This window comes from Paraburkholderia fungorum (assembly GCF_046026025.1).
GTDB lineage: Bacteria > Pseudomonadota > Gammaproteobacteria > Burkholderiales > Burkholderiaceae > Paraburkholderia > Paraburkholderia fungorum_E.
Window position 1 is genome coordinate 26,252 of record NZ_JAQQFL010000041.1, and the last position, 26,068, is coordinate 52,319.

The window sequence follows — 26,068 nt, forward strand, 5'->3', positions numbered from 1 at the left end:
AGATACATCCGAAAACACCGACATCATCACAGCGCCGTTGCGGCGCGACTCAACCTGAAAATCCGCCTCCTGCCCTCAACTTCCGCAGGCATGAATCAGGAACTGTTGAAACGCAACCGCCGGCGTATCCAGGGTCGAGCCCTTGCGCCACAACATGCCTGCATCCATCTGCGGAATCGCGTTGAGGATAGGCCGCGCTTCAATCCGCTTGCCCTCCAGCGACCACGGACGAAATACCATGTCGGACAGAATCGTCACCCCGAAGCCATACGCAACCAGACCGCGTAACGCCTCCATCGAACTGGTGCGAAACGCGATGTTCGGCTCGATTTCATTGCGCCTCCAGTAGCGCAGCGTCGACTCCTCGCCTTCGTCCACGGTGATCAGGATATACGGATAGTTCGCAACATCCGCGAGCGACGGCGCATTGAGTTGCGCAAGCGGATGCGTGGGCGAGGTCCACAACTGCCGCCGGGAACGAATCAGTGTGTGGTGCTGAAAACGCCTGATATGCTCCACATTCGACAGCAACGCAACCCCAAGATCGACATCGCCGTCGAGCACCGCCTGCTCGATCGACGCGCGGTCCGTATCGTGCAGATCGATCTCGACATCGGGGTAAGTCGCACGAAAGCGTGCCATCAGTTCCGGCAGAAAATAGCCCAACAGCGTATAGGACGCCGCGATGCGCACCGTCCCCTTCAGATCATGCGAGCGAAACGGGGCCTTGTAGACCGCGTCGCGCACTGAATCCAGTATGTGCCGCGCGTGATTCAGGAAGTCCTGCCCGTCCGGTGTCAGCGTGACACCCTGCGGCAAGCGTTCGAACAGCCGTGTCCCCAGGGTTTCCTCTAATGCGAGCACGGCGTTCGTAATCGCGGATTGCGACACGTGCTCGACAGTCGCCGCCATCGAAAACTGCCCGCTTTGCGCGGCCGCCACGAAGTAACGCATCTGCCGCAGGGTGATGTCTTTTGACATGTGTTTTTCGCATAGCAGGATTCGGTATTCGTGATTTTACGATGGAAATTCCGCTTCCTATACTCGGGCTCAAATAGAACCATCGGAGACATGGACCATGAATGCCCCGCTATCGCCCGAGCTACGTGACGCACTCGCCACCGTTTCGCTGGACGACAAATACACGCTCGAAAAAGGCCGCGTCTACATGAGCGGCACGCAGGCGCTGGTCCGTCTGCCGATGCTGCAGAAGGCGCGCGACCAGCGAACCGGCCTCAGGACGGCGGGGTATGTGTCCGGCTATCGCGGCTCTCCGCTCGGCGCGCTGGATCAGGGACTGTGGAAGGCGAAGAAGCATCTCAAGGAACACGACGTCGTGTTTCAGCCTGGGGTTAACGAGGATCTTGCGGCCACCGCGGTATGGGGTACGCAACAGATCAATCTTTGGCCTGGCGCCAAGGTCGATGGCGTATTCGGCATGTGGTACGGCAAAGGGCCGGGCGTCGACCGTACCGGGGATGTCTTCAAGCACGCGAATTCTGCCGGCACGGATCCAAACGGCGGCGTGCTGGTTCTTGCGGGCGACGACCACGCGGCGAAGTCGTCGTCGGTCGCGCACCAGTCCGAGCATATGTTCGTCGCCAGCGGCATTCCGGTGCTCTATCCGGCGAGCGTGCAGGAGTATCTCGACTATGGGCTTCACGGCTGGGCAATGAGCCGCTATTCCGGCCTGTGGGTCGCGATGAAATGCGTGACCGACGTGGTCGAATCGAGCGCGTCGATCGATATCGATCCGGACCGTTTGCAGATCGTCTTGCCGGACGACTTCGACATGCCCGACGGCGGACTCAATATCCGCTGGCCCGATCCGCCGCTCGCGCAGGAAGCGCGTCTGCTCAATCACAAGTGGTACGCGGCCCTCGCCTACGTCCGCGCCAACAAACTGAACCGCGTGGTGATCGACAGCCCCACGCCGCGCCTGGGCATCATGACCGCGGGCAAAGCCTATCTCGACGTGCGGCAGGCGCTCGCCGACCTGTCGCTCGACGACGAGACCTGCGCGCGCATCGGCATTCGCGTATTGAAAGTGGGCTGCGTGTGGCCGCTCGACGCGCAGAACGCGCGGGACTTCGCCACCGGTCTCGACGAAATCCTGGTGGTCGAAGAGAAACGTCAGATCCTCGAATATGCGCTCAAGGAAGAGTTGTACAACTGGCGCGACGACGTTCGTCCCAAGGTATTCGGCAAGTTCGATCAGCGCGACAACGCAGGCGGCGAATGGTCCGTGCCACGCGGGCAGACGCTGCTGCCGGCGCATTACGAGCTCTCGCCTGCCCTGATCGCGAAGGCAATCGCGCGGCGTTTGGCGCAGGCCGATCTGCCTGCCGATGTGCGCGCGCGGATCGAAGCGCGCGTTGCGATCATCGAGGCCAAGGAACGTGAAGCCGCCACGCCGCGTTCCGTCGCCGAACGTCAGCCGTGGTTCTGCTCCGGTTGCCCGCACAACACATCGACCCGCGTGCCGGAAGGCTCACGCGCGCTGGCCGGTATCGGCTGCCACTACATGTCGATGTGGATGGACCGTAACACGGAGACGTTCAGCCAGATGGGCGGCGAAGGCGTGGCGTGGACCGGGCAGATGCATTTCACGAATGAGCGGCACGTGTTCGTCAATCTCGGCGACGGCACCTACTTTCACTCAGGTCTCCTCGCGATTCGCGCCTCGATTGCGGCGGGCGCGAATGTCACCTACAAGGTGCTCTACAACGACGCGGTCGCGATGACGGGCGGCCAGCCGGTCGACGGCGTGCTCACGGTTCCGCAGATCGCGTTTCAGGTGGCGGCCGAAGGCGCGAAGCGGGTGCTGATCGTCACTGACGAGCCGGAGAAATACGATGCGAAGGTGCGTCTTCCCGATGACGTGAAGGTCTACCACCGCGATGAACTCGACCGGTTACAGCGCGAGTTACGCGACGTGGCCGGCACGACCATTCTGATCTACGACCAGACCTGCGCAACCGAAAAGCGCCGGCGCCGCAAACGCGGCACCTATCCCGATCCCGCCAAACGCGCGTTTATCAACGACGCGGTGTGCGAAGGTTGCGGCGACTGCTCGGTGCAATCGAACTGCCTCTCGGTCGAGCCGCTGCAAACAGCGCTCGGCACCAAGCGCAAGATCAATCAGTCGTCCTGCAATAAGGATTTCTCCTGCGTGAACGGCTTTTGCCCGAGCTTCGTGACGGCGGAAGGCGCGCAGGTGAAGAAGCCCGCTAAGGCCAGTTCAGGCACCGCACTGCCCGATTTCGCGGCGCTGCCCCGGCCTGCGATTGCCGCCTTATCGAAGCCTTATGGCGTGCTGGTAACCGGTGTCGGCGGCACCGGCGTCGTGACGATCGGCGGCTTGCTGGGCATGGCCGCTCACCTCGAAAACAAAGGCGTCACCGTACTCGATATGGCGGGGCTCGCGCAGAAAGGCGGTGCGGTGCTCAGCCACGTGCAGATCGCGGCGACCCCCGATCAATTGCACGCCACGCGCATTGCCACCGGCGAAGCGCGTCTGATCATCGGCTGCGACGCCATCGTTTCCGCATCCGCCGAGGTGCTTTCCCGCACGCAACATGGCGTGACCAGGGCGGCGATCAACAATAGCGCGACGCCGACCGCGCAATTCGTTCGCGACCCGCAGTGGAGCTTCCCCGCCGACGAGACGCGGCACGACCTGCTCAAGAGTATCGGCGACGACTGCGATTTCATCGACGCGAATCGTCTTGCTCTCGCGCTTCTCGGCGACACGCTCTACGCCAATCCCTTGCTGCTCGGTTTTGCCTGGCAACGCGGCTGGCTGCCGGTCGGCTACGAAAGCCTCGATCGGGCCATCGAGCTTAACGGCGTGGCGGTCGAGAAGAATCGACTCGCGTTCGAGTGGGGCCGCTATATCGCGCAGCACGGCGAAACCGCAGCCGATGCTTTTGCGCCGCGTGCGGACAAGCAGCAGGCGATTGTCGTGCAGATGCCGGAATCGCTTGACCGTCTCATCGAACGCAACGTCGAGCGGCTTGGGCTCTATCAGAACGCGCGCTATGCGGCGCGTTACGTGGAGGTGGTCACCCGTATGCGCGCCGCCGAAACGAAGCTTGCAGCGGGCGCGAAGCTACGCCTCACGCCGGTGGTCGCGCGCAATCTCGCCAAGCTGATGACCTATAAGGACGAGTACGAAGTCGCACGTCTCTACGCGGACCCCGCTTATCTGGACAAACTACGCGCGCAATTCGAAGGCGAACCGGGCCGCGATTACAAGCTCGCTTTCCATCTCGCCCCGCCGCTACTCGCGAAACGCGACGAACACGGCCACCTGAAGAAACAGCGCTTCGGCCAATGGACGCTGAGCCTGTTCCGCCTCCTCGCCAGACTCAAAGTCCTGCGCGGCACCACGCTCGATGTGTTCGGCAAGACCTCCGAGCGCCGCGGTGAACGTGAATTGATCGAACAATACGTCACGCTGATCGACGAGTTCTGCGCAACGCTCGACAGCACGCGCTTCGAGGTTGCGATGAAGCTCGCCAATCTGCCCGATGAAATCCGCGGATTTGGTCACGTCAAGGAACGCAATGTCATCGCTGCGGCGACGAAACGCGAACAATGGCTCCGCGACTATCGTGCCTCACCGCACCTCGAACGCTTTGACCAGGTAATCGACAAACGAAGCAATTCTTGAGGAAATAGCGGTGTTCCGATAGTAGACGGCGTGGATCGGCTGCCGGATGTCCTGAGTCTGGCGGCCGAGAATCTGCACGAGGCGTCCTGACTCCCGGTCCTGCCCAGTCATGAAGTCCGACAGGCAGACGATGCCAACGCCATCCAGCGCCAGTTGTCTGAGCGTCTCGCCGCTGGACGACCAGACCGTCGGCTCGATGCGATGCGGCTCGCCGTCGGGGCCGAGCACGGGCTAGACGTTCAGCGAATCCGGCTGATTGAATCCCAGCAGCGCATGTTTGCCGAGATCTTCGACCTTGCGTGGCTGGCCGTGCGCCGCCAGAAAACCGGGACTCGCCAGAATACGAAGCCGGCTGTTGCCAACGAGCCGGCTATGCAGCGTCGAATCCTTCAACCGGCCGATCCGGATCGCGACGTCGGTGCGCCGTTCCAGCAGATCGATGATCCCCTCGTTGCTGTTCAGTTCCAGCTCCACTTGCGGATAGCGCTCCCGATACCCCCGCACGAGCGGCACAATCACGTGAAGCATGAACGGTGAAGCGGCGTCGACCCGCAACCGTCCGGACGGCTTGTCGCGCCGCGCCACCATCTGCTCCTCCGCGCTCTCCACCGATTCGATAATCGCCCGCGCATTCTGCAGAAACGCCCGCCCTTCCTCTGTTAGCTCCAGCCGGCGCGTGGTTCGGCGCAGCAAGGTCGTCTTCAGCTTCTCCTCGAGTCTCGCGAGCGTCCGGCTCGCGGCCGAGACCGTCAGGTCGAGCTGCTGGGCGGCCGCCGTGATCGATCCCATGTCGACCACGGTCGCGAAGGTTTGCAGTTCATCCAGCGTGGTCTTCATTGTTGACTTTAAATCAAAATAATTTCATTTATAGACCACTCCTTTCGCAAAAGTAAAGCGCGCACACTTCAGGCCATATTCTGATCCTGACCTGGGCCGTCTTGCGGCTGGTCTTCCTGTGAGGCATGACGCATGATCTCCACAACGTCTTCCCGTGAACCCACGCGCGGTAGCGCGACGCTGCCGCGGCTCGCGCGGCGCGTCAAATTACCGGTCCGCGACCGGTAACGTCACGGAAGCCGCGATACGGGTCCGTCGTACTCGAGCGTCACCGAAGAACTCCGGCTGCGCCGGACATCCTCTGGATCGAGGTCGATACGCTTGAGATGGTTCTGCGCATGCATCTGCACCTGGTCGGTGAGATGCGGCGTTCCATGTCCCGACGGGTCGATGAACTGGTTCTGTCCGCCGGCTTCGGTCACGGAATAGAGCACCGGGTGGCCGTTCCCCAGTTCCATCAGGCCCACCCACTGCTCGCCGCCATTCAACGGCACCCTCTTCGGCCCGAGACCCAGTTCCGCCCATGTCGTGCTGCTTCGCTCATCGTCGTCAGGGAGCGGGAGGTGCGCCGGGTCGTCGGCTTCATCCGTAAAGTATTTCCAGTAAATGGGCATGCGCCACGCGTCCATCGGCTTGCCGGGGAATTTCTTGCGAGCCGTCTCGATCGTTTGCCGAATCGTGTCGACCACCACGGCATCGCGTGGACGGCCATTGAAATAGTCGAATTTGACCGGCAGCCCTGCCTTCGAACCCTGGAGGGTGCGATACAGCAAGCTCGTCTGATACTTGAGATACCGGTCGGCATCGATCTTGTTCCACCAGTCCTCCGTAGTGCGGCTAAAGATCATCTTGGGAGCGACCTCGAGCCACGTGCGAAACAGGGTGAGGCCAGGGCTATCGTAGTAGCCGTCGCCGTCGCGATCTTCATAGAGGCCGTTCCACGAGAGCATCAGATCCACGGCCTGCGACACCTGAGGATCATGCGCTTCAGCCGCCGCCGCGCGCAAAGCAGGAGCGAAGAAGTCGGGAGACGTCTGATTCCGGTCGCGCGCGCCCATCGCGTTCCAGATTTGCTGGTTGTAGTCCTCCATATCGAGCAGGGTAACGGACGAGGCAGACGCTCCGAGACGATTTCCCAGCCAGGTGCGAAAGGTCGCACCGAACCGTCCCTCGTCCCCCTCGCGTGACCAGGTGGTGGCCTTGCTGTTCCAGCTATGGATATACCCCTGCTTCGGATTGAGCATGTGCGGCCGCTCCGCGAGCGACAGAAAACCCTGCCATTCATAGTCGCCTGTACCCGGTGTCGGCAGGCGCGGGTCGGCGCCCGGCGCACGCACCGGCTGCAGACCCGTCTCCCAGAAACCGATCTGGCCACTCTCGTCGCCGTAGCAGATGCCGAAGTCGGTTGAAACCCGCGCGATTCCTTTGGTTTCGAAATCGGCGAGCGAACGTGCCCGCTGCATCTCGACAACCGCGACCCAGTTGTCGAGTTCGTGGCCACGTTCGGCGAAGCGCTGCGTATAGGCCACGCCATGCGGCTTATCCCAACTGACGACCGTCCCGTGAATCGTGCGCGCCACTTCGTGATCGACCGGCGCCGCGCCTTTGACAAGAATTCGTTCGTTGTGGACGTCCATCTGATGCCACTGGCCCTTGTACCAGTACTGATGAGGATCTTGCGGGTTGAGGCGTTCGGCGAAGGTATCCGTCGTATCCTCCTGGCCGGTGGCGATGAGCCATCCATGATGCGGGCCGCGTCCCATGATCGGGATGCCCCACGAGGGCAACGTAAAGCCGGCACTGTCAAAACCGCCGCCATGCAGATGGATTTCAGCGCCGTCGGCCGTCGACTCCAGCATCAACACCTTACCGCTCGCGGATCGCTGCGGGCCGATGACAAGGCAGCGGCTATGATTGTTGCTCGGGGCCGGGGCCGCTGCGGGCGGCATGCCCTCCTCTGTCTGCGCCAGGGTCAGATAGGTCGCTTTCGGCACGGGCCGCGCCGGTGCGAGATCCTCACCCGCCGGTATCGCCGTCGGGGATTCGGGGTCGCTCACCGGCACGACATCGTCAAAGATCTCCCGCCCGGCCGTCTGGCCATGGCGCGTCACCATCGCGTTATAAAAGGCCTGATTCTGCAGCTCGAATCCGCCGCGATCACGCGGAAAGCCGGAAATCATCGACAGGTAATCGAGGAGTGTCCAACGCTCCGGCTTCACACCCCAGTGCGCGATTTCATAAGGCGTCTTATGGGCAGGGTCCTGCTCGATCTCGGCGATCTCCCGGTTCACGCCGTCGACATAGGCCTGCATCATGCGCTGATGCTCGGGCGGAATCTCGTGATACATACGGAGCAGTTCGGCACTGTCGAGCTTGCGATCGCGCGAGATGATGTCCGACTGGACCGCGGACGGCCCCAGCACCTCGGCCGTACGTCCCAATGCCCGGCGCCGCGAGAGCTCCATGTCGGCGAGCCGGTCCTGCGCTTCGGCGTAGCCAGCTCCAAACATCACCGCCGCCGAGGTGTTGCCGAAAACATGGGGGACGCCCATGGCATCGCGATCGATACGGACCTGTTGAGCGGCCTGCGCGGCGACGGGTTCGGCTCTCGGCGCCTGCGCGCATCCGGCCGCGAGCGATACGGAGATGAGCAGCGGAGAAATGACAACTGTGCGATTCATAGTACCTTCTGGCATTTTTGAGTTATTGGAAAGCACGTGCGAAAGACGTTGAGCGGCTTCGGGCCGTTCAGAATCTGTGACGGATCGCGGCGCGCAACGCGATCTGACTCGAGGTCGACGAAATTCCACCGGCCCCGGTGATATAGGCGTAATCGAGTACGGTGCCCGTCTTGTCGCCCGCGACCTTTTCATAGGCGCCTTGCACATAGATATCTGTGCGCTTCGACAGGACGTAATCCGCCATCAACCCGGCGGTATGAAATTGCAGGCTCATGTTTCTGACCGCCGTATTGGCGTCAAGCAGCGTATAGACGTACTGCGCGCCCACGAAGAAGCTCGGCGTGATCTGATAGGTCCCCGTGAACTCCATGTTCTGAAACCTCAATAAGCTGAACGCATCCGGCCCACTGCCCGGCAACTGGGTCGTGCCCGACGAACCCGTGTACCAGCTCGAACTCACCGGTTTCCCGACATTCGTATTGGAATAGACGAAACCGAGCGTCGCGGACCCGATCTGATAGTTGATGCCGGCGCCGAAGATACGTAAGCGCGCCGCCGTGAAGTTCACGTCTCCGAGCGGCGTCGCGCCACTGTTTTGCGCGCCCGGATTGTCGGCCTGCAGGTAGGCCGCGGCGAGCTGCAGCGGGCCATGCACATACTGCGCGCCAAAGCTGTATAGACGGTCATTGGCAAATTTCGTGTCGTTGCTGAAACCGACCATGCCGCCGAACTGGAAGCCGGCAAGCTCCGCGCTCGCGTACTTGATCGCGTTGTTCACCAGAAACGAACCATCCGTATTGTCGTTATCCAGCGGGTGCGAAAGCAGCACGCCGCCCCAGTTGCCGTTGGCTGTCACCGGGGCAAGGTAATCGAGAACAGAGTCGTACTGACGGCCAAGCGTGACGGTACCCAGCTTCTCGTCCGACATGCCGATATACGTTCGAGCCGGCGCGGACAGCCCACTGTTGATATCGAACGAGGTCTTGCGCACGAAAGTGACCTTTCGTCCACCACCGAGATCTTCCGTGCCGCTGAGCGTGACGATGTTACTTTGCGCGTAGCCGCTCTGGAACTGATAGGCGGCATCGCCATGCGGGTTGGCGTGGTTGGTGACGACCAGACCTTCGTCCATGACGCCAGACAGTGAAAGACTGCTTTGTCCGAAAGCGGGGACGGCGAATGCTGGCAATCCTAACGTGGCGATCAAGATGATTTTTTTCTTCATTGTGGTTGAGACGCTCAGTTCAATTAACAGATCGGATCCTGGATTCGGCTTCAGTCGATGCGATGCATCACGTTGTCGTGTGTCGTGCACAATTCGGGTCAACGCGATTAAGTGGCGCTCAATATATCGGCGCCATTTTTTTCAAATAAGATGCTTTTTTATTCACCCCGATCACCAGACCTTATCTCCCGCGTTAACCCTATGAAACTTCAGCAGCTACAGGCATTCGTCGCCGCCGCACATCACGGGAGCCTGCGAGGCGCCGCGCGCGATCTCGACCTTACGCAGCCGGCGGTAACGCGTACGATCCGCGAACTGGAGGGCGCGTTGAAAGTGGAATTGGTAACGCGCGGAGTACGCGGCATCGAACTCACCGAATGCGGCCGCGCGCTGTTGCCACGTGCCGAGCAATTGCTGGCCGACATGCAACGCACCATTGAATCGGTAAAACAGGTGAGCGGCGAACTGACGGGAAAGGTCAGCATTGGAACCATGCCGTCTGTCGCATTGACGTTCTTGCCGAAGGCGGTGACGGCGTTTCGCCGCGTCATGCCGCTCGTCAAACTGCATATGCAGGAGGTCACCGTGCTCGACGCACTGGCGCAACTGCGCAGCGGCAAGATCGATATCGCGGCGATTCGCCATGTCGCGGAACTCGAGAGCGATCTGGTCCAGGCGCCGCTTTATTCAACGCAATTCGTGGTTGCGATGCGCGCCGGTCATCCGCTCGAAAACGCAACGCGGCTGGAGGAGTTGCTCGACGCGGAGTGGATTGCCACGGGCGGCTCCGATCATTTTTCCCAGAGCGTGCTGACTACCATGTTCACCGCGCATGGCTTGCCTGTACCCGGCCGATTGCTGCATGCGCCTTCGTCATTTGCGGTGGCGCTCGGGCTCGTCTCGCAGACGGATATGATCGGCTGCTTCACCAAGGCGCTGGCGAACATGGTGACGCCGCTCGGGATTCGTGTCGCGAACATCGAAGAAACCATGCCTGGCTACGATCTCAGCATTGTTTCGCGGCGTGATTTGTTGCCGACACCTGCGGTTGCGCAGTTCGTGTCGTGTCTGGAGAATGCGGCGCGCAGGTGACGCGCCGCATTCTCCAGCGATCGAGGGGAATACAACCTGGTGCGGGCCCTGGAACCAGGCCCGGCAGCACGTCAGAATCAGATTGCGTGTTCAACGAGCGCGAGCACCCGGCAAGGACTTCCCGAGCCGCCAACGATCTTCAGTGGCGGCGTAATCAGCATCGCGCCGGTCGCGGGCAATCGGTCCAGGTTGACCAGGCTCGCGAGCCCGAATTTGTTGTTGCCGTGCATCGTCGAATGACACGGGAACGGCTTCGAGAACGCGTAAGCCTGACCCGCGTCGGTTCCGACACCCTCCGCACCCCAGCCGAGCACATCGCGCTCCCGTGCCAGAAATTCGGGCAGATCGGGGTGCGGCCCTGGCGTATGGCTGCCGTCTTCGCGCGCATTCAGGAACGCGTCGGGATCGGTGCGCCGCGACCAGTCCGTGCGCATCAACACCCATGAGCCCGCGGGAATGCGACCGTGCACCGCTTCCCACGCCTCTACGTCAGCAACGGTCAGCAGATAGTCGCTATCGTCCTTCACGCGCGCCGACACGTCGATCACGCAGGCCGGCGCGATAAAGTTGCCGACCGGAATCGCGTCGGTCGTATTGTCGGCAAAGTCCTTGCCCGTCACCCAGTGAACCGGTGCGTCGAAGTGCGTACCCGTATGTTCGCCGCAGGAGAAATTGTTCCAGTACCAGCCGGGGCCGCGTTCGTCGTAGCGCGAAATCTCCTCCATGCGAAATGGTGCGCTTTGCCCATACTGCGGCGGCAGCGAGATGATCGGCGTGCGGTGGTGAAGGCTCTGGCTCAGATCGATCACCTGAATCGTGCCCTGTTCGAGCGCCTGGGCAAGCTGGTTCAGCAGAGTCGGCATGACGGGTTCCTTGGTACGGTCGAGTGTCAGTTCGATACGGGCGGTTGCGGATCGCGCTGAATGCGTCTGCAACCGGTTGTGCAAGCTATCAATGCGTGGCGGAACTCACAGTGGCGGACGCCACATCCGCGCTGTCCTGGCCAGTTCGCCGGTCGTTGCGGCGCAGTTCATCGAGAAGCGCGTCGAGACGCTCGCCCTCTTCGTCGGCCAGCGCAGCTTCGCAGAGCGCTTTCAGACGAGCGGCCGGCGCGGCGGTTCGGGTCACGAGCGGCAAGACGGCCTCGATCTTTCTGTAATTACGCATGCCTCGCGCGTGCGTGTCGCCGTAGCCCTTCACGAGACGCTGACTGCGCGCAATCTCAAGCGCCAGCGAATAGTCGTGGGCTGCGTAGCGCAGCGTGCGTGCCAGCCACGCGTCGATTTCCGCGTGCTCGCGCTGGTAGCGCAGGGAACGGCGCCGCACGCCGCGCAGCGAAGCTACGCCATACAACATCAGGAAACCGCGCAGCGAAGTGGTCCGAACAACGCGTCCGCGCGATGTCAACCGCTCGACCATCGAGCGCAGCGCACCCGGCTTCAGCAACCAGCGGCCCAGCGCGGCAGGAAGCGTGTCGGCAATTTCCTCGATCCGGGGATGGAGAAATTCGTTGATGTGCAACAGTTGTTCGGGCGTAGCTTTGACCTCGTCTCGCACACGGGTGAACCGGGTGGCGCGGATTTTCAGTTCGGCGACTCGCACGGTGTCTTCATACGACATCCAGAGCGCGAGATGCCGCGCCGTTTCGCCGAGCAGCAATTCGTCGCCGCGTACGGCATAGGTAGCGGCATCGTCCGCGGCTCGCAGCGGTATGAGGCGTTCCAGATACGCGTGCGCGTACCCGGCGTCCTGATAGTCCGCGAGTCGGCGCACCGCACGGTGCAGAATGTCCGCGACTTCAGCGGGAAATTCGCTTTGTATGCGTCGATCAAGCGCGGCGATCTCCGGAAGGTTCGCCGCACCGATATCGAATGACTGACTCCGCCGTGCCGGCGCAGCATCGCCCGACAGCTGGGCCTTTTCCTGACCCGCATTGCTGTTCGCGCCCAACGCCGTTTCAAATCCCGCAGCAAAGGCCTTGAGACTGCTTTGCACGCCGACGCCCGCCCGTTTGATCGCCGCTTCGAATTGCTCGCGCGAAAAAGGCAGCGCATTGGCGCCCGCCAGTGCACCGAACAAAGCCGCACTGATCACGCTCCCCTCGTGCTCGGCGATCCGCGCGAAATCGGCGTGAACGAAATGCTTCGCCGCTTTCCGCGCCTGCGCGACAAATGGACGGGGATCGACGCGGCCATCGCTCATCGACGTCTTCTCGGTCATCGAATACACGCGGTGAGTGGAGGCGATCAGTGTGGTCCTGTCCGGCGTGACGAGTCCACGCTGGATCGCACGCCCCATCTCCATCAATTCGGATGCCAGCACAATGTCGACGTCGCCCGGCGTCGGCACGAGCGACAGGACCGGTTCAGGCGCGCGATCGTGAGCATCGAGCGCGCGGGGATGAAACTCGACGTAGTAGATCGTCGCACCGGTGCGCTGCGCCACGCCGGGCACCGACGTGGTCTGCGCAGGATAGCCCTCGTATTCGGCCAGATCGACGATCCAGTCGGCGAGCACGCCGCCGCCCTCGCCGCCCATCGCCAGAATTGCAATACCGATCGGACGCTCAGACATAGCGGATCTCCCGCGCGGCCACGCGCTTTTGCAACCAGCCGATCACGGCGCCCGTCAACCGCGCCGACAATCTGTCCCACCAGCTCGGGTTCGTAATGACTTCCGCGCGATAGAACGATGGGCACAGCACCGCCGCGTGCGACACCTCTCCGCACAAGCCGCAACCCACGCAACTGTTCAGCACGGCGGCAACCGGTTCGCGCCGCAGCGGATCGGGATTGTCCGCCACCGTCAGCGAGGGACAGCCCGACAGGCGGATACACGAATGATCGCCCGTACAGGTATCGGCATCGACGCCGAAGCGCTCGCGCACAACGCGCTTACCCTCGCTCGCCAGCTTCTTCACCAGCGGCTTGACGCGGCGCTGCCGGTTCAGCATGCATTCGGATTGCGCGATGATGACCTTCGGCCCGGTCTCGGGCGTGGTGAGCGCGTCACGCAAGGTGTCGCGCATCTGCGCGACGTTATAGGTATGCGTGATCGTCTTGACCCATTTCACGCCAACGCCGCGCACCGCCGTTTCAATCGGATTATTGGTCGCGCGGATCGCGTTGGCCGCGCGCGACGACAGGATGTCCTGGCCACCCGTTGCGGCAGAGTAGCCGTTGTCGACGATCACCAGCACGTTATTGTTCCTGTTGAACACGGCATTGCCGACGCCGCTCGTCAGACCGTTGTGCCAGAAGCCACCGTCGCCCATCATGCTGATCGTGCGGCGCTGCGTTTCGCGGGTATTGAACGCGGCGGAGCCGGCCCAGCCGAGTCCGTAACCCATCGTCGTCGCGCCGAGATTGAACGGCGGCAGAATCGAAAACAGATGGCAGCCAATGTCGCAACTGACATGATGTGCGCCGAGTTCGCGTTCCACCAGTTTCATCGCGGTGAAAATCGGCCGTTCAGGACAGCCGGTGCAGAACGACGGTGGCCTTGGGTGCAACTCAGGCGCCGGCGCCGCTACGGGCGGCTCGGCCACCCGTGCCACCGCCAGCCCGGCCACCGCATCGTCCGCCTCCCCGCCGGCGGCTGCGACGCGCACCGGCACGGACACCGGCCGCTGCGGCGCGATGGCCGCAAGCACGCCCTCGGACAGCGCCGCCCGGCCGTTCCAGTCCGGCCAATAGCGTTCGAAGAATTTCAGCAAGCCCTTCATCACCGCAACCGGCGTGTATTCGCCGGCGCGCGGCAGCATATCCTTGCCGTGCAGCCGCGCGCCGATGTCGGCCTGTCTGAGGATCAGGCTGACGGACTGTTCGACGAACTCCGGCTGACCTTCCTCGATCATCAGCACCGCACGTTTGTTCTCGCAGAAACCGCGGACCTCGTCGTCGACCGGCGGGTAAGCGACGTTCATTACATAGAGCGGCACATCGGTGTTGCCGTGAATGTCCGCGAGACCGAGCAATTGAAGCGCACGCATCAGTGTGTTGTACATGCCGCCTTGCGTGACGATGCCGATATCGCCTTGTTCGTTGCCGAAGAACTCGTTCAGCTTTTCGCGTTTGATGAATTCGATCGCGGCCGGCCAGCGGCGCTGGATCTTTTCCTCTTCGTGAAGAAAACTCGCGGGCGGCAGGACAATCCGGCTGACGTCGCGCACCGGATTTTCGATTGCATCCTTGAGCGTGAACGCGGGCCGGATATTCTCGCTGGCGATGAAACGTCCATGCACATGGCACGCACGGATCCGCATCTGCAGCATGACGGGCGTATTGCTCGCCTCGGACAGTTCGAAACTCTTCTCGACGGCATGGACGATCGAAGGCAAGTTCGGACGCGGGTCGAGCAACCAGATCTGCGACTTCATGGCGAACGCATGCGAGCGCTCCTGCATGATGCTGGAGCCTTCACCGTAATCCTCGCCGACAATGATCAATGCGCCGCCCGTCACACCGCCCGAGGCGAGATTGGCCAGAGCGTCCGAAGCGACATTGGTGCCCACCGTCGCCTTGAACGTGACCGCGCCGCGCAGCGGATAATTGACGGAGGCTGCGAGCGTCGCCGCGGCCGTCGCTTCGCTCGCGCTGCTCTCGAAGTGCACGCCGAGTTCTTCGAGAATGTCATTGGCGTCCGCGAGCACGTCCATCAGATGCGAAATCGGCGCCCCCTGATAACCCGCCACATACGATACGCCCGATTGCAGCAGCGCCTTGGTGACGCCCAGAATACCTTCGCCGCGAAACTCTTCGCCTGCCGGCGTGCGCAGCTTCTCCACTTCAGCCTTAAACGATCTTTCAGCCATGTCGATGCTTTCCTGTGCGATGAGCGTACCGGGCGCGGCACGCAAGGAGGTCCGCTGCGTGCAACGGCTCTTTTGTGCTGCGCCGCCCGGTACGGCTCAGTCAGTACCAAACAGTTTGTGCGGGTTCAGAATGTTGCAGGGGTCGAGCGCGGCCTTGATGGCACGCATCGATCTGACATGCTCGGGCTTACGCGTATGGCCGAGGACATCGCGCTTCTTCAGCCCGATCCCGTGCTCGGCCGATACCGAGCCGTTGTATTCGCGTGTGAGGTCGTAGACGAGCGTTTCGATGTCCCGTGCCGTTTCCTTCGAGATATCCGGGCGATGCACGACGACATGCAGATTGCCGTCGCCGAGATGTCCATAGACCAGCGCGACACAGTCCGGCCAGCGCGTTTTCAGCGCCGTCTCGCAGCGTTGCGCGACCTCGCCGATCTGCGCGATGGAGAAGCTGATATCGAACGCCACCATGCCGGGAATCAGCTTGGGGTACTCACCCGGCGCGTCGCGGATCGCCCAGAACGCGAGCGCATCGCGCTCGTTCGACGCGATCGCGGCGTCGGTCACCGTGCCGTCTTCGAGTAGACGCGCAAGCACGTTCTCGAAATCCTCCGCGTGGCGCGTCGCATCGCCTCCCGTGCTTTCGAGCAGCACGTAGAACGCGTGACGCTGCGCGAGAGGGGCGCGCAACGCGGGCAAGCGGTCGAGTACGAAGTCGTAGTAGCCCGGCCACATCACCTCGAAGGCCGATACGCCGGCCGGCAGTTCCGCCTGTGCAACCGTCAGCAGCCGCGTCACAGCCGCGTAGTCGGCGAGCCCGCACCACGCCGTGGCCACCGAGCGCGGCCGAGGGCGCAAACGCAGCACGGCGCGTGTCAGCACGGCAAGGGTCCCCTCGCTGCCGATCAGCAGGTTCCTCGTGTCGTAGCCGCAGTTGTTCTTGATCATCGGCTGCAACTCGCCGATCACGGCGCCATCGGCGCAGACCGCTTCGACGGCGAGCACCTGATCGCGCATCATCCCGTAGCGGATCACGCGATTGCCGCCCGCGTTCGTCGCCAGATTGCCGCCGATCGTGCAACTGCCCCGCGCGCCCAGATCCAGCGGGAAGAACCATCCCGCCGCCAATGCGGCCTCCTGGACGGTTTGCAGCGGCGTGCCGGCCTGAACCGTCATCGTGCCCGATACCGTATCGAGCGACTCGATCGCGTTCATGCGCTCGAGACTCAACGCCACTTCGCCGCCGCACAGACAGGCGCCGCCGGCCAGCCCGGTCAACCCGCCTTGCGTCACGACAGGCTGCCGGTGCCGCTGGCAGATCGCCAGCGCACGCGCCACCTCGGCGGTATTGCGTGGGCGGATCAGCGCGCGGGGCAGCGCACCCGGCACGCCGCTCCAGTCAGCGAAATTGCGACTGCCGAATGCGTCCGGCAGCGTCACGACGTCGGCGCCAAGCTGTGCGATCAATTCGCCGATGGCGTCGGCCGGCAAGGCAACGTCTTCATGTGGTGGTTGGGTCATGATATGAGGCGTATCAGGTGGCAGGTTGTGAGCGGACCGCCTCACGCGTGTCATCGCGCAGCACGGCGAGCAGAATTGCGCCCAGCAAGGTGACGGCGGCGAACAGCGCCATCGCGAGGTTCATCGAACCGGTGGTCTGCTTGATCCAGCCCACGATATAGGGCGAAAAGAATCCCGGCAGATTGCCGAGCGAAGTGATCATCGCGATCGCCGCTGCCGCCGCCGAGCCGCGAAACAGCGTTGTCGGCAGATTCCAGAACACCGGCAGCGACGCCATCAAACCGAACATCGCCAGCGTCAGCACGGACATCGACAGCACCGCGTTGTGCAGGACCAGCGGACTCAACGCCCACGCGAACGCGGCCAGCACGGCGAGCAGGATCAGCACGGATCTCGTGTTGCGATGGCGATCCACGTAGGCCGCAACGCGCATCATCGCGAGTACGGCGACAGCCCACGGTATCGCGGTCAACAGACCGATATGCAACGGGTTATCGACGCCGGCCGATTTGACGATCGTCGGCAGCCAGAATACGAAACCGAAAAACGACATACCGTAGCAGCCATAAATCGCGCTGAGCAGCCAGACGCGCGGCGAACGGAACACGTCGGCAAGCCGCGAATCCGCCGCACCGGTTTGCTCCGCGGCGAGCGCCTCGCTGAGCGCGAGCTTCTCCTCGGCGCTCAGCCATTTCGCGTGCTGCGGCGTGGCGTCGAGATAGATGAGCGAGGCAAGGCCGAGCGCAACCGCGGGCACACCCTCGATCAGAAACAACCACTGCCAGCCGTGCAAGCCGTGCCATCCCGGCATGCTGCGCAGAATCAGACCCGACACGGGACCGACGAGCAACCCCGCCACCGCGATCGCCGTCATGAAAATCGCGGTCATACGCGTGCGATATCGCGTGGTGAACCACTGGGTCAGATAGAAGATGATGCCTGGAAAGAATCCCGCTTCCGCCACGCCGAGTAGGAAGCGCATGAAGTAGAACTGGGCGGGCGTGGTGACGAACAGTGTGGCGGCCGACAGCAGCCCCCACGAAATCATGATGCGCCCGATCCAGCGATGCGCGCCGAAACGCTTGAGCATCATGTTGCTCGGCACCTCGAACAGCACATAACCGGCGAAGAAGATGCCCGCGCCGAGGCCATACACCGTTTCCGAAAAGCCGAGGTCCTGCAGCATGTCGAGCTTGGCAAAACTCACGTTCATCCGGTCGATTTGCGCGATCAGATAGCAGCAGAACAGAAACGGCATCAGACGCCATGCGATCCTGGTGAACAGCGCCCGCTCGACTCCGTGCTCGAGCGTCGGCGTGGACGCGAGAGCAGTGCTTCGTGCAGTCATCTCGACTCCTGACGAAAAGAATGGACGTGCGCAGACCGCGGCGCGTGCAACACGCATCGCCGCCAAACTGCTGCTTCTGCCGGTTTTGTTATGTCGTGCGTGTCTTCAACGCCGCGCGTGCATCGGCCACGCCGCGTCTGACCAGATCGATATCGTTGGCGACCACCGCCAGCGTGTAGCCGGCTTCGAGGCGCATCGCGGCATCGGCGGCGCTGGACGTAAAAATGCCGCACGGCAGGCCGCCTTCCAGCGCGGCCTTGCGGACCTGTTCACAATCGCGTTCAATGTCCGCGGGCGGGTTCGCGCCGCGCGACATGGCGAGATCGCCCGTGCCGATGAAGATGTAGTCGACGCCCTTTGCCCGCGCGATCGCATGGGCCTGTTCGACCCCTGCCACGGTTTCGATCATCACGCCGACCGCTACTTCGCGATTGGCTTCGAGCAGTGTCTCGACGCCGCGCAACAGAGGCCGCACGCCGCCCGCCGAGCGGGTGCCTTCCGGCGGATAGCGGCTCGCCGATGCGGCATCCGCCGCCGCGCGCCCGCTTTCGATCAAGGGAATCAGAACCGAATGCGCGCCCGAATCGAGCGCCTGCGCGATCGAAGTCGGCGAATCGTCGGCGCAGCGCACGATAACGCGTGTGCTGTTACGCACGACGCCCACCGCCGCTTCGAGCGATGCCCGGTCCCACAAGCCGTGCTGCATGTCGATCACGATCGCGCCTGGCCGCGCCTGCGCGGCGATCTCCGCGATGGCCGGACTGCCCAATGCAAGCCAGATGAGGTCGATCGCCTGTCTGTCATGCAGCATCGAAAGAATCGGGGTGTCGTGCACACTGTCTCCTGCTCTGGTTCTGAAATTCGGCGCTTGCAGCGCCCTTGGCTTTGTAGCGCTGCCTGTGGGGTTACTCGTCCGACTTGTCACCGTTAAGCAACGCGAAATACTGTTGCTCGGCGTTCAGCATGAATTCGAGCATGGCCACCTTGATCAGCTTCGGGTCGCGTTCGACAAATGCTTCGAGCAAGGCTCGCATGCCGTCGATCACGATCTTCTGGGTCGAGCGGTTGTTGAGCGTGCCGATACGGACCTGCTGCGCGTGATCCACGAAGCGCAGGATGGTGGAACGCAGGCGCGCGTTCTGGACCGCCTCGAGCCATGTCGCACGAAACTCGACGTTGGCCGAAATCATCTGATCGACATCCTGCTTGTCGTACGCACGGCGCGCCTTCTGATACGCCTTCTTGAGTTCGCTCTCCTGCTTGTCTGTCAGCACCGCGGCAGCGCTCGCCGCTGCGGCCGGTTCGAGCAACCGGCGTACTTCGAAAATCTCGTGGATGTCGTCGCCGGTAATGGTCGGCACTACGAAGCCGCGCGTGGTGCCAACCAGATAGCCTTCGTTCGCGAGCCGCAACAGCGCCTGGCGAACCGGCATGCGAGTACAGTCGAATTCCGCGGCAATTTCGTAGTCGAGCACACGCTCTTCCGTGCCGATCTCGCCACGTTGCAGACGGCCGCGCACCTCCTGATAAATGCTCTCGCTAAGCGTGGTTGGCTTGAGCGCGGTTCGCCGCGGAAGTTTGACAACCTTGTCGTCGGACTGGGCCACAGTGGTTCCTTTTCTGATTTACGAATTCTGAATTCAGATTATGGTGAAGGGGCGCGTTAGTCAAGCAGTAGATGCGCGACTTTCAGTCTTTTCAACCTGCATCGCAGGAAGAGGATGAAATGCCCCGTCGCGATAGACCAATGCCGCCGCGGCCTCACCCAGCGAGACCGCATCGACAGCGCCTATCACCACGCGATGCGTACCGTAATCGGTGGTTCTTGCAACGCTGCACTGGAAATTCGCCAGCGCATCCGCGAGATGGGGCGCGCCGCCCGCACCTTCACGCCATTCGCCATGATCAAAGCGCGCTTCGCGTGGCACACCGGCCATCCCGCCGAATATGCGCGCCAGTTTTTCATGCTCATGACCGAGCAGATTGACCGAGAAGGCGGCACCCGTTGTGAGCCACTGCGCAAGTGGAGAGCTCAGGTTCACGCACACCAGTAACGCGGGTGGCTCGATCGTCAGTGAGCACAGCGCGGTCGCCGTCACGCCGAGCGGTATGCCCTCTCCATTGCGTGCGGCCACCACGCATACGCCGGCAGCGAGACGGCGCATGCCGGCACGAAATGCTTCGGCTAGCGGCTGATTCGTGGAAGGAAGCGTGTGGGGTGTTGGGTTCATCGTATCCCTCATCAATCGACTCGCAGGCCGGCCTCGCGCATCAACGGCACGACCCGCTCGCAGAAGAACGGCAGTTCGTCGACATAGTTCACGAACGACAGCGCGGCCCCGGCAAACCCGGCCTGATGCATCTGCACCAGCGTGTCGACAATCTGTTGCGGCGTGCCGACCAGCGGGAAGGTGCCCGTGCCCGCGGCAAAGCGCTGCCAGTAGAGACGGTAGGCCGCGTCGTCGTGGCTCTGGCTAAAGCCTTTCTTCTGGCGCATGTGGTAATCGAGCGCGGCTTCGTCCGCATGGTCGCGCGAATAGTGGTCGTAGTAGGCGCGCGCTTCCGCTTCGGTCTCACGGCAAACCACATGCCCTACCGTGTAGACCAGCACCTCGCGTTGCACCGCCTGCGCGCGCTGACGAATATCGTCGATGTGCTGACGCCCCGCCTCGAGTTCGGAGAACGTCGTGAACAGGCAATCGCAATGCCGTGCGGCGAAATCGCGTCCCGGCGGCCCGAACGCGGCATTCATCGTCACCGGGCGCGGTGTCTGCACCGCCACCGGCCGCGAAATGGCCTCCTTCAACTGATAGAACCGGCCGTCGAAATCGAACGGTTCCGCGGACGTGTAGAGCCGCTGGAGAATCTCCGTCCATTCTGCCGCCTGTGCGTAGCCCTCCGGATTCAACTGCATGCCGAACATCGCGAATTCGTCGGGGTTCCAGCCGCAGACGATGTTCAACCCGGCGCGCCCATGGCTGATGTGATCGACGGTCGCCAGCGCCTTGGCCGCGTAGAGCGGATGCACGAGCGGGACGTGCACCGTCATGAACAACGCGATCCGTTGCGTTACCGCGGCGAGCGCGGCGGCAAACGTGAACGTTTCGAACGACCACTGGCGCACGTCGGTCGCGCCGCCAAAACCGCGCCAGCGTGCAATCGGCAGAAAGAAGTCGAGACCACCTTCGTCCGCGATCCGCGCCGCGCGCTGCACGTCGTCCCAGCCTGCGCGCCAGCGCTCGGGAACGGTGGTGAAACTCAAACCGCCGTCGGCGTTGGCCGAAAAAACACCCACCTTGAAGGGGTTGGGTCCACGCATTGGATTCGGAGTCGGGCTCACGTTGTCTCCCTGTCGTTGACCGGCCGCAACTGCAGCGACCGACTGGTCATCGGATAGTGGGTACTCCCGCCGCCCAGCGACGGTGCGCGTCGAGAATGTTCACGCAGCGCGTGCCGTACCGGCGAATGGAGTGCATCATTCAGCGCGGCGCTGTCGGCGAAGACGACCTTGTTACGCTGTGCGGCTTGCGCGCGCGGAAAGGGTAATGCGCTCGGCCAGTGGACCGGCGTGTACACCTCCAGTTCGAGCAGACCGGGAAATGCCTGGAGCAGTGGCACATGATGCGTCAGGTAATCCGCGAGCCACGCGTCGAACCCGGCGGATGAAGCCTCGCCTCTTTCGTATGCGACCAGATAGGTGCAGCGCTGCGTCTCGCACGGCGCTTCGTCAGGAGGCGACGTATAGCGGCGCACAAGCATCGCCTGCTGTGACACTTCGCACGCCGATGCTTCCTGTAGATCGCGGAACACATCGTGTTGCAGCAACCGCTCGAATGCGCCGTGCCCGGCAAGCGCGAGATCGAGCGCCACTGGGTTGTCGAAATAGCATTGCAATACCAGCGTGGGACCGTCGACATCGTCGCCATAGGGATCGCTGCCGGCGCCAGGTATATGCAATACGTAACGGCTCAGATGCGGCACGTCGCGAGACCAGGCACGCAGGCATCGATACACCGCCTCGACGTCGAGCACTGGCGGCCGCGCAGCGCTCGCATGCCACAACAGGAAATAGCTGATCTGCATGACGGCATCCGGCTCAGGTCGATACGGCGGCAAGTGCGCTGAGCCGCTTACGGAACATGAAGTACACGAGCGACACCAGCAGCAGCCACGGCACGCCGACGATCCACGAAATGTTCCAGAAACCGGTATCGAGCCCCATGGTGATCAGAATGGCCGCCAGCAAACCAATCCCGAGAATCTGCGCATACGGAAAGAACGGCATGCGCACGGGCAGCTTGCGGCCACGCCATGCGCGCCGGAACTGCAGGTGCGTCGCGAGAATAGCGATCCACACCATGATCCCGCCGAACAGCGCAATACCGAACAGATAGTTGTACGCCAGCGGACTCAGGAACGAGATGAGCGCGGCCACCAGCACGCCGAGCCCGGACACCAGCGTGGCGGCAAGCGGCGTGCCGCGCGCCGTCAGCGTGCCCAGCCAGCGTGGCGCGAAACCGCCGCGGGCCAGCGAGAACATCATCCGCGACGACAGGTACAGGTTCGTGTTCATGCTGGAGAGCGCCGCAGTGACGACGACGAAGTTCATCAGCCCGGCGGCATGGCGCACGCCGGCATGCTCGAACAGCCTGACGAACGGGCTTTGCTGCACGATCTTCGCACCGGCTTCCGTCCACGGCAGATAGGTAATCATGATGCCGAGCGCGAGGAGATAAAACAGCGTGAGACGCAGCACCATCGAGCGCAATGCGTGCGGGATCGCTTTCTGCGGATCGCGCGCCTCGCCCGAGGTCACCGCGACCACTTCGACGCCGTAGAACGAGAAGATCGCCATCAGCACCCCCATCCACACGCCGCTGAAGCCGTGCGGCATGAAGCCGCCGGGTAATCCGGTCAGGTTATGCATACCCACCGGTTCCGTATGCGCGCTTGCACCGAATATCCCCAGGCCGCCGAGGCCAAAGATCGCGGCAAGGCCGAACACGATGAACGCGATGATCGCAACCACCTTGATCAGCGCGAACCAGTACTCGAACGAACCGAAGTTGGTCACGGAACGGCAATTGACATAGACCAATACCGCGCCGAAGGCGAGCGACCACCACCACACCGGTATGCCGGGAAACCAGAAACCCATGTAGATGCCCACCGCGATCGCCTCGCCGCCCACCGCGACGACTTCGATCACCCAGTACGTGTAACGCACGACGAACCCGGCCCACTTGCTCAGATACATCTCGGCATAGGTGCCGAACGATCCCGCCGACGGATGGGCAACCGCCATCTCGGCGAGACTGAACACCATGATGACCGCTACCAGCGCGGCGATCGCATAACTGATCAGTACAGCCGGGCCGGCATAGCCGATCGCAATACCGCTGCCCATGAAAAGCCCGGTGCCGATCGCGCCGCCAATGCCGATCATCGTGATCTGGCGCTGGCTCAGTGCTTTTTCGAGGCCGGCTTCCCGGTTTGTTGCGGGTGTGACTTCCATCTGAAGACTCCCTTTAACAGGCGCAAAACCACGTCGACAGAAACGCGGGTCAGTCAGGCAAAAGCGTCGCGAGCCGGCTCGCGATCGAATCGTGCGTCAGCACGCCCGGCGAAAAACGCACCACGCGGCCACGCGTATCGACCACGACGCCGGCTTGCGCAAGCCTTGCTTCCAGCGTTTTCGGATCGATATGCACGGGCAGCGTCGCCATCACGCTGCCGCCGCGGGCCGTGTCGGCACGCGGCGAATGCAGTGCGTAACCCTTGGCGTCGAGTACGTCGATCAGCGCACGGCACAAGCGCAGGTTGCGCTCGCGCAGCCCATCGGCGGCGCCGGACAGCCGCCACGCGAGACCCGGCGCCGACGCCACGAACGGCAGGAACGACGGCGTGCCGGTGTCGAACCGGCGCGCTTCCGCCGCCAGCGAAAAACGCGTGATATCCCAATTGAACGGATCCGGCTGACTGAACCAGCCGGTCATCTGCGGGGCGAGCCCGCTGTCGAGCAACGCGGGACACACATAACCAAGGCCGGTTCCGGGCGCCCCGCACAGCCATTTCAGCGTGGTCGTCGCGACGAAATCGACGGCCGGCCTCATCACGTCAAAGTCGAGAATGCCGGCGCCTTGCGTGATGTCGACCGCGATCAGGCTGCCCTGCTTGCGGCCATGCGCAACGAGCCGATCGAGATCGGCGCGCTTCGACGCGGTCGACGTGACCCATGTGACGACCGCGAGCCCGACGTCGTCGCGCCATGCATCAATGAAAGCGTCGTCCGTGACCCACGCCGCACCGGCTGCCAGCGGCACGGTTTCGAGCGTGAAGCCGAACGTGCCGGCAAGACCCGAGAGCAGGAAATGCAGGCTCGGAAAACAATCCGCGGCAATCAGCACCTTGCGGCCAGTGAGCCGCGTACCGAGCGCCGCGACGAACTTCCCGAACGCTTCGGTCACGTTCTCGGCGGCGAACACGTTGCGCGGGTCCGCGTTGACCAGGCGTGCCCAGTCGTCAAGCACGCGTTGCCGCGCGGCAAGTCCTTCGTCCCAGCGCTTGAGACCGGGTGCGCACCAGCTCGACGCGAATTGCGCGAGCGCGTCGCGCACCGCCGCTTCCTGATCGGGAAACAGGCCGACCGAGTGGTACATGAGCCAGCCGTCGTGTGCGCCCGGCGATGAATTTACGTTCGATTGCATGAATACGTGTGTGAGGTATTGCGACAGGGGTTAGGGATCCGGGCACCGTGCAGGCGATCAGAACTTGTGGCGCATGCCGAGCCGCAGCAACACCTGATTGCCGTTCGACGAAGCAGGAATGCTGATGATCGCGGCGGTCGGGGAGTCGCCGGTCGCGTGCATGATGATCGACTGCACGTACACGTCGGTCCGTTTCGACAGGAAATAGTCGAAGGTCAGATTCAGCTGGTGGTACCTGTTCGCGCCCAGGGTCGTGAGCCCATAGCCGATGCCATAGACCTGCGCGACATTCGTGTAGGAGACCCCACCCTGATAATTGCGGAACATCGCGGAAGGCAGCCCGTTCGCCGACTCGTACTGCGCCTGCGAATAGACGCCGTATACCGTCACCTTGGAGAACTGATAGTCGGCGCCCGCTCCCCACGTCCGCAGCTTGCTGCCGCCGACATTGACCGGCGTAGCCGACCCCACCAGCGGCGAAATATCGAGGGTGGTCCCGCTAACCTCCGTATAGGCCGCGCCCGCGCTGAAGTTGCCGCGCGAGTAGACACCCGTGAAGCTGTAGGTGCGCCCCTTGCCGTTGATATCGCCGGCAAGATTGGAGAAACCGTACATTGCCCCTAGCTTGAAGCCGGCCAGATCGGGCGACATGTACTTGACTGAATTATCGACGCGCTGCCCGCTCATCCGGTCGTTGTCGAGCGGATTGTTCGCATAGCCGCCCGCCGACCAGGTCGGTGTGTAGTAGGACTCCAGCGTGTCGCACATGAAGTCGTATTGATGCCCCGCGGTCAGCACGCCCCAGCGGTTGCCGGACAACCCTACCCATGCCTGGCGGCCGAACAGCGCGCCGCCCTGCCCCAGCTTGCCGTTCTGCAACTGGTAGCCGTTTTCGAGGACGAAGATCGCCTTCATGCCGCCCCCCAGGTCTTCGGCCCCTTTGAAGCCGAGACGGTTGCCCTGCATGACGCCGGTGTCGAGAAACGGCACGGAGTGGCCGCCCTCGTTGCTGGCCCAGGTAATACCGGCATCGATGATGCCGTACAGCGTGACTGTGCTTTGCGCGTGTGCGGCCATCGACATGCCGGCACAGGAGCCGGCGAGGAGCGTGGAGGCGGCAATTTTTCTAGGCGTCGGTTTCATCGATCGCGATCAGGTTAGGGTGAGAC

At 62.7% G+C, this 26,068-nt stretch carries 18 protein-coding genes and 1 pseudogene; 2 read left to right on the forward strand and 17 right to left on the reverse strand.

The window, feature by feature from the left end; genetic code table 11:
- Positions 1-75 precede the first annotated feature (75 nt).
- Positions 76-981 (reverse strand): LysR family transcriptional regulator, encoded by a 906-nt coding sequence (locus PQR67_RS32740; RefSeq protein WP_408466948.1) that lies wholly within the window; start codon positions 979-981, stop codon positions 76-78.
- A 97-nt stretch (positions 982-1,078) separates the two neighbouring features.
- On the opposite strand from PQR67_RS32740, the gene PQR67_RS32745 reads away from it, so the two are divergent.
- A complete protein-coding gene (locus PQR67_RS32745; protein ID WP_408466949.1) occupies positions 1,079-4,675 on the forward strand; it encodes an indolepyruvate ferredoxin oxidoreductase family protein in 3,597 nt (1,198 codons plus the stop codon).
- Here PQR67_RS32745 and PQR67_RS32750 read toward each other — a convergent pair.
- The 3 genes and pseudogenes from PQR67_RS32750 to PQR67_RS32760 form a co-directional block, all read right to left on the reverse strand.
- Positions 4,622-5,512, reverse strand: a pseudogene (locus tag PQR67_RS32750) (LysR substrate-binding domain-containing protein). The gene PQR67_RS32745 and the pseudogene PQR67_RS32750 sit on opposite strands and share 54 nt — an antisense overlap.
- Before the next feature lie 230 nt (positions 5,513-5,742).
- Positions 5,743-8,193, reverse strand: coding sequence for a penicillin acylase family protein (locus PQR67_RS32755; protein ID WP_408466950.1), 2,451 nt, complete (start codon positions 8,191-8,193; stop codon positions 5,743-5,745).
- A gap of 67 nt (positions 8,194-8,260) precedes the next feature.
- On the reverse strand, positions 8,261-9,418 hold the full coding sequence (locus tag PQR67_RS32760; protein WP_408466951.1) for a porin: 1,158 nt from the start codon (positions 9,416-9,418) through the stop codon (positions 8,261-8,263).
- A gap of 201 nt (positions 9,419-9,619) precedes the next feature.
- On the opposite strand from PQR67_RS32760, the gene PQR67_RS32765 reads away from it, so the two are divergent.
- Positions 9,620-10,510, forward strand: coding sequence for a LysR family transcriptional regulator (locus PQR67_RS32765; protein WP_408466952.1), 891 nt, complete (start codon positions 9,620-9,622; stop codon positions 10,508-10,510).
- Positions 10,511-10,587: 77 nt separating this feature from the next.
- Here the strand turns inward: PQR67_RS32765 and PQR67_RS32770 are convergent, their stop codons facing one another.
- The 13 genes from PQR67_RS32770 to PQR67_RS32830 form a co-directional block, all read right to left on the reverse strand.
- Positions 10,588-11,373, reverse strand: coding sequence for a cyclase family protein (locus PQR67_RS32770; protein ID WP_408466953.1), 786 nt, complete (start codon positions 11,371-11,373; stop codon positions 10,588-10,590).
- Positions 11,374-11,461: 88 nt separating this feature from the next.
- A complete protein-coding gene (locus tag PQR67_RS32775; RefSeq protein WP_408466954.1) occupies positions 11,462-13,084 on the reverse strand; it encodes an indolepyruvate oxidoreductase subunit beta family protein in 1,623 nt (540 codons plus the stop codon).
- Positions 13,077-15,323, reverse strand: a complete 2,247-nt coding sequence (locus PQR67_RS32780) for a thiamine pyrophosphate-dependent enzyme (protein ID WP_408466955.1) — start codon at positions 15,321-15,323, stop codon at positions 13,077-13,079. The genes PQR67_RS32775 and PQR67_RS32780 overlap by 8 nt, the downstream gene beginning before the upstream one ends.
- A 96-nt stretch (positions 15,324-15,419) precedes the next feature.
- The gene (locus tag PQR67_RS32785; RefSeq protein WP_408466956.1) at positions 15,420-16,844 is read right to left on the reverse strand and encodes an FAD-binding oxidoreductase; all 1,425 of its coding nucleotides are present in this window, start codon (positions 16,842-16,844) and stop codon (positions 15,420-15,422) included.
- Between the two features lie 13 nt (positions 16,845-16,857).
- Positions 16,858-18,192 carry an MFS transporter gene (locus tag PQR67_RS32790; protein WP_408466957.1) on the reverse strand — a complete coding sequence of 445 codons (1,335 nt, stop codon included), beginning with the start codon at positions 18,190-18,192 and terminating at the stop codon, positions 16,858-16,860.
- An 88-nt stretch (positions 18,193-18,280) separates the two neighbouring features.
- A complete protein-coding gene (locus tag PQR67_RS32795; RefSeq protein ID WP_408466958.1) occupies positions 18,281-19,027 on the reverse strand; it encodes an HpcH/HpaI aldolase family protein in 747 nt (248 codons plus the stop codon).
- Positions 19,028-19,097: 70 nt separating this feature from the next.
- The gene (locus PQR67_RS32800) at positions 19,098-19,799 is read right to left on the reverse strand and encodes a GntR family transcriptional regulator (RefSeq protein ID WP_408466959.1); all 702 of its coding nucleotides are present in this window, start codon (positions 19,797-19,799) and stop codon (positions 19,098-19,100) included.
- Between the two features lie 60 nt (positions 19,800-19,859).
- The gene (locus PQR67_RS32805; protein WP_408466960.1) at positions 19,860-20,423 is read right to left on the reverse strand and encodes a flavin reductase family protein; all 564 of its coding nucleotides are present in this window, start codon (positions 20,421-20,423) and stop codon (positions 19,860-19,862) included.
- Positions 20,424-20,434: 11 nt separating this feature from the next.
- Positions 20,435-21,532, reverse strand: a complete 1,098-nt coding sequence (locus tag PQR67_RS32810; protein WP_408466961.1) for an LLM class flavin-dependent oxidoreductase — start codon at positions 21,530-21,532, stop codon at positions 20,435-20,437.
- Entirely contained in the window at positions 21,529-22,275 is a 747-nt protein-coding gene (locus tag PQR67_RS32815) for an ethyl tert-butyl ether degradation protein EthD (protein ID WP_408466962.1), read from the reverse strand. Before PQR67_RS32815 ends, PQR67_RS32810 begins: the two co-directional genes overlap by 4 nt.
- A gap of 13 nt (positions 22,276-22,288) precedes the next feature.
- On the reverse strand, positions 22,289-23,707 hold the full coding sequence (locus PQR67_RS32820) for an amino acid permease (RefSeq protein ID WP_408466963.1): 1,419 nt from the start codon (positions 23,705-23,707) through the stop codon (positions 22,289-22,291).
- Positions 23,708-23,756: 49 nt separating this feature from the next.
- Positions 23,757-24,899: an aminotransferase class V-fold PLP-dependent enzyme gene (locus PQR67_RS32825; protein ID WP_408466964.1), complete on the reverse strand. Its 1,143-nt coding sequence runs from the start codon at positions 24,897-24,899 to the stop codon at positions 23,757-23,759.
- Between the two features lie 57 nt (positions 24,900-24,956).
- Entirely contained in the window at positions 24,957-26,042 is a 1,086-nt protein-coding gene (locus PQR67_RS32830) for a porin (RefSeq protein ID WP_408466965.1), read from the reverse strand.
- Positions 26,043-26,068 lie beyond the last annotated feature (26 nt).